Raw genomic sequence first — 5,205 nt, forward strand, 5'->3', positions numbered from 1 at the left:
GTGGTGGGCCCGGCAGTGGACACAGTGGTGGGCCCGGCGGTGGGCGTGCTGATCCAGTGCCGGCGCCGCTGGAAGGGGTAGGTCGGCAACTCCACCCGCCTGGTCGGGTGGCCGCGCCGGCCGGCCACCGCCGGCCAGTCCACCGCGGTGCCGGCGGTGAAGACGGTCGCCACCGCGGTCACCAGCGACTCCGGCTCACCGCGGCCCCGGCGCAGGGCAGCGGCCAGTACCGGCTCGTCCGCCGGCCCGTCCACCGGTCTGTCCGTGATGTCCCGCAGCACCTCGCGGGTGAGCGCGGTGAGCGCGGTGCCGGGGCCCAGCTCCAGGAATGTGGTCACGCCCTCGGCGGCGAGGGCGCGGATGCCGTCGCCGAACCGGACCGGCCGCCGGACGTGGTCGACCCAGTAGTCGGCCGTGGTCAGGTCACCGGGGCCGGCCGGCGCGCCGGCAACGTTGGAGATCACCGGCAGGGTGGGTGCCGCGAACGTCAGCTCCGAGGCGACCTGCCGGAACGCCGGCAGCATCGGTTCCATCAGCGGCGAGTGGAACGCGTGGCTGACGGTGAGCCTGCTGGTACGCCGGCCCTGGGCCCGGAAGTGCTCCGCGATCGCGGTGACGGCGTCCTGCTCGCCGGAGACGACCACCGCGCGGGGGCCGTTGAGGGCGCCGAAGCCGACCGTCCCGGACAGCAGCGGCGCGACCTCCTCCTCGGAGGCCTCCACCGCGACCATGGCGCCGCCGGGCGGCAGATCCCGCATCAGCGTGCCGCGCGCCACCACCAGGGCGGCCGCGTCGGGCAGCGACAGCACTCCGGCGACGTGTGCCGCGGCGAGCTCGCCCACCGAGTGCCCGGCCAGCAGGTCCGGGCGGATCCCCCAGCTCTCGACCAGCCGGTACAGCGCGACCTCGATCGCGAACAGCGCCGGCTGGGTGTACGCGGTGACGGCGAGCGTCTCCGCCGGGCCGTCGAACACCAGGTCACGCAGGGGACGGTCCAGGTGCCGGTCCAGGTGCGCGACCACCTCGTCGAAGGCGGCGGCGAAGGCGGGGAAGGCGGCGTGCAGCCCTCGGCCCATGCCCGGGTACTGGCTGCCCTGCCCGGAGAACAGCACGGCCAGCTTTGCCGGCCCGCCGTCGGCGGTACGCCGGCTCCGGCCACGGATCACGCCCGCGGCCGGCTGGTCGTCCGCGAGCGCGCGCAGGCCGGCCCGCAATGCGCCGCCGGTGCGCCCGATGACGACCGCGCGTTCCTCGAACGCCGTCCTGGTGGTCGCCAGCGCCACGGCCACGTCCACCGGATCCACCGTGCCCGCTGGATGGCTCACCGGATGGCCCGCCAGATCCGTGCCCGCCGGCTCCGGCGGGGCGTCCGCTGACTCCGCCGGGCCAGGCTGCTCCGGGCGCGCGCTGTCGGGGCCGGCGTCGTCACCGCGCTGGTCGTCGACGGGCTGGTCCTCGGCAAGCTGGTCGGCAAGCTGGTCCGCGAGGCGCCCGGCGGCGGTGCGCAGGGCGTCCGTGCCCCGGGCGGAGACCACCCAGGGCACCACGGCGGGAACCGGCCGCGACACCACGGCCGGTTCTGAGGCGGTGTCCGTTTCCGCAGCGGCGGCCGGCTGCGAGGAGGTAGCCGGTTGTGAGATGACGGTCGGTGGTGAGCTGACCGAGGGTGAGCTGACAGAGGGCGAGCTGCCAGAGCCGGCCGGACGGGCAGTCGGACGCCGCCCGGGCGCCGTCTCGGCGGGGTGGCCCGTCACCGCCGGCGGCGCGGACACCACGACGTGGCAGTTCGTCCCGCCCATGCCGAAGGAGCTGACACCGGCGAGCGCCGGCCTGTCCCCGGCGGCCCGCGGCCACTCGGTCAGGGCGGTCTGCACTCGCAGGTTCAGCTCGTCGAGTGGGATGCGCGGATTCGGCCGGACGAAGTTCAGGTTCGGTGGGATCTCGCCGTGGTGCAGGCTCAGCGCCACCTTGAGCAGCCCGACGATGCCGGCGGCACCCTCGAGGTGGCCGACGTTCGTCTTGGCCGAGCCGACCAGCAGCGGCGAGCCGGCGGGCCGGCCGCGGCCGAGCACAGCGGCGAGGGCCGCCGCCTCGATCGGGTCACCCGCCGCCGTGCCGGTGCCGTGCAGCTCCACGTAGTCGACCGTGCGGGGGTCGACGCCGGCCTGCCGGTACGCCTCGCGCAGCGTCTCCGTCTGCCCCTTCAGCCCGGGGACCGTCAGACCCTCGGTGGCCCCGTCGTTGACGACGGCGCCGCCGCGGATGACGCAGTAGATCGGGTTGCCGGCCGCGAGCGCGCTGCACAGCGGGCGCAGCACGACCACCCCGCCGCCCTCGCCGCGGACGTAGCCGTTGGCCCGCTCGTCGAAGGTGTAGGACCGGCCGTCCGGTGACAGCGCGCCGAAGCGCCAGGCGGCCAGGGTGCCCTCCGCGGTCAGGGCGAGGTTCACCCCGCCGGCCAGGGCGAGGTCGCTCTCGCCGCGGCGCAGGCTCTCCACGGCCAGGTGCACGGCGACCAGCGCGGACGACTGCGCCGAGTCGACCACCAGGCTCGGCCCGTGCAGGCCCAGCAGGTAGGACAGGTGGTTGGCGATGACACCCCGGTTGATCCCGGTGATGCTGTGCCGGTTGAGAGCACCCGGCCCGCCGCGGTCCACCAGCGCCGCGTAGTCGTTCCAGGTGGCGCCGATGAACACCCCGGCGCGGCTGCCGGCGAGCCGGCCCGGCACGATCCCGGCGTCCTCCAGCGCCTCCCAGCCGAGTTCCAGCGTCAGCCGCTGCTGCGGGTCCATCGCGGCGGCCTGGGCCGGGGAGAGCCCGAAGAAGGGCGCGTCGAAGGCGTCCACTCGGTCGAGGAAGCCACCGCGGCGGGGCATCCCGTCGAAGGCGGGGTCGGCCGGGATGGTCCACCGGCCCTCCGGGACGTCGGTGATCGCGTCCCGGCCCTCGCGCAGCAGCCGCCACAGCGCCGCGGGGTCGGGCGCCTGCGGCAGCCGGCAGGCCAGGCCGACGACGGCGATGTCGTCCGGGGAGCCGTTCACGATGCCGTCCACCGGGGCACCTCCAAAGTCATCCGCGGGGGCGTTCCGGCTGGCGGAGCCGGCCTCGGCGGGGACGGCGTGGGGGACGCCGGTGTCGAGGCCGGCGCTGTCGGCGGCGCCGTTGGGGGCACCCGTGGGAACGGGGCGGATCTGCTGGCGGTGCTCGGTACTCATCGGTGGGATCGCCTCTTGGATCGGTGGGATCGCCTCTTGGAGGGTGGGACGGCGAGGCCGGACACGTCGGCGCCGCCCGGCTCGGGGCGGCGCTGCGCGGCGTGTGCTACAGGGCGGAGCTACGTGGTGGACCACGGGGCGGGATCGTGTGTTACGGAGTGGAGTCGAGGAGGTCCCGCAGTGCCTGCACCGTCCAGGCACGGGTCTCGGCGGCGTGCCCGGGGGCGCCGTGGACGTCGTCGTGTTCGAGGACCACCAGGTCGGCGAGGTGCGTCCGCAGGAGCTGCACGTCGTGTGCCGGGATGATCTCGTCACGGGCGCTGGCCACGTAGCGTACGGGGATGGTGACGGCGGTGAGCTCCTGGTCGGACAGCGCGAACCCGGGCAGCAGGTCGGGCAGCAGCCCGACGTCGACGCCGGCCAGATGGGCGAGGGTGTCGCGGGTCACGGGGGGCAGGGCGTCCTGCCAGGCCCGGTCGGTGAACAGGTGCCGTACCGGGGCGCCGGCGGTGACGATCCCGCGCAGGCGGGGATCCTCGACGGCCCAGCGCAGCGCGAGATGCCCGCTGAAGCTCAGGGCCAGCACGAACGTCCGGGACACGTCGGCGGAGTCGGCCAGCGCGTCAAGGATCGCCGGGAATATCCGCCAGCTCTCCGGCGTGTACCGCAGGGTGTTCTCGCCCACGCCGGGCAGCTCGGTGACGACCGCGGCCAGGCCCAGCTCGGCCGCGGTGAGCAGGACGGGCACCCACTGTTCCTTGATGCTGACGATACCGCCGGTAATGATCAGTAGCGGTCGTCGCTGGCCGCCGGCCGGGCTGTCGGGGCCGACCAGGCCGGTGGTCCAGGCACCGACGGTGCCGTTGCCGATCTTCAGGTCGAGGCGTTCCACGGCGGGCACCTCGTAACGCCACTCCTCGATGGTGCGCACGCAGTTCTCCAGGGCGTCCAGGCGTGCGTTGCCGTCCACGAAGGGGAACCGGGCGAAGTTGTAGAAGGCGGCGGCGGTCAGCAGCTCACCTTCCGCCTCCCGCTCCTCGGCGGCCCGCGACCATTCGTAGACCCAGGACCCCGGGCCGACCCTGTCGTGGGAGATGCCGGCGGTCAGCGCCTGGTACTCCTGCGGGCCGATGCCCAGGGTCGCCGCGTGTGCGGCGACATGCCTTTTGAGCTCGTCGACGTCGCTCATCTATGCATCCCCTCCGCCTGGCTGCTGTGTCTGCCGCGTGTGTGCCTGCTGCGTGTGTGCCTGCTGCGTGGCCACACCGACGGGCGTGCGTCCGCCGGCTGGCTCGGTGTTCGTGGGCTCCGCGGTGTTCGTGGGCTGAGTGGCCGCGGGCCGCGAGGCGGCCGGGGCCACGGCCCACGGGAAGGTCTCCAGCCCCTCCTTGATCTCGGCGAGCACGTCCGCGGCCTCGGCGCCGTCGATCACCCGATGGTCGAAGGCCAGGCTGAGCCGCAGCACCGGGGCCACCACGACCCGGCCGTCGCGCGCGACCGGGCGATCGACGGTCCGGCCCAGCCCGAGGGTGATGGTGGTGCCGCCGACCGAGTGGAAGCCGTCCACCGGACGGTGGCCGAGGGAGGTGACGGCGACGGTGCCCCACACCGTCGGCCGGGTTTCCAGCGGCCGGACCACCCTGCGGAACGCCCGGGCCGCCTTTGTCCAGCTCCGCGCGGCGTGCAGCCGCCGCACCCCACCGAACTCGGGCATCGTCGCCGGGTCGCCGTCCCGGAACCGTTCGATGTGCCGCTGGATCTCCGCCAGGCTGCGGCGCTCCAGGTCCGGCACGACGGTGGCCAGCACCACCCGGTGCCCGTCGATGGTCTTGTCCAGGGTGACCTTGCCGTGCACGGCCGGGTAGCGCGCCGTGCGGGGCCGGCGTCCGTCGAGGATCGCCGCGTTGGCCTCCGGATGGTTCGCCAGGACCCGTCCGGCGACGTAGAGCACGTAGGTTACCGTCGAGTGGCGGGCCTGTGAGCCCTGTGA

General features: G+C 74.6%; 3 protein-coding genes. All 3 read right to left on the minus strand.

Annotated elements, in window-relative coordinates; translation table 11 throughout:
* The coding region (locus DD1DGNOD_RS16295; protein ID WP_206443225.1) for a type I polyketide synthase at positions 1–3,215 on the minus strand (3,215 nt) is incomplete at its 3' end.
* A gap of 151 nt (positions 3,216–3,366) precedes the next feature.
* Positions 3,367–4,404, minus strand: a complete 1,038-nt coding sequence (locus tag DD1DGNOD_RS16300) for an alpha/beta hydrolase (protein WP_013873317.1) — start codon at positions 4,402–4,404, stop codon at positions 3,367–3,369.
* Positions 4,405–5,205, minus strand: an 801-nt coding sequence (locus DD1DGNOD_RS16305; protein ID WP_131770497.1) for a 2-oxo acid dehydrogenase subunit E2, incomplete at its 5' end; no start/stop codon positions are given. It abuts the gene before it with no gap.

This window comes from Candidatus Protofrankia californiensis (genome assembly GCF_900634765.1).
GTDB classification, from domain to species: Bacteria; Actinomycetota; Actinomycetes; order Frankiales; family Frankiaceae; genus Protofrankia; species Protofrankia californiensis.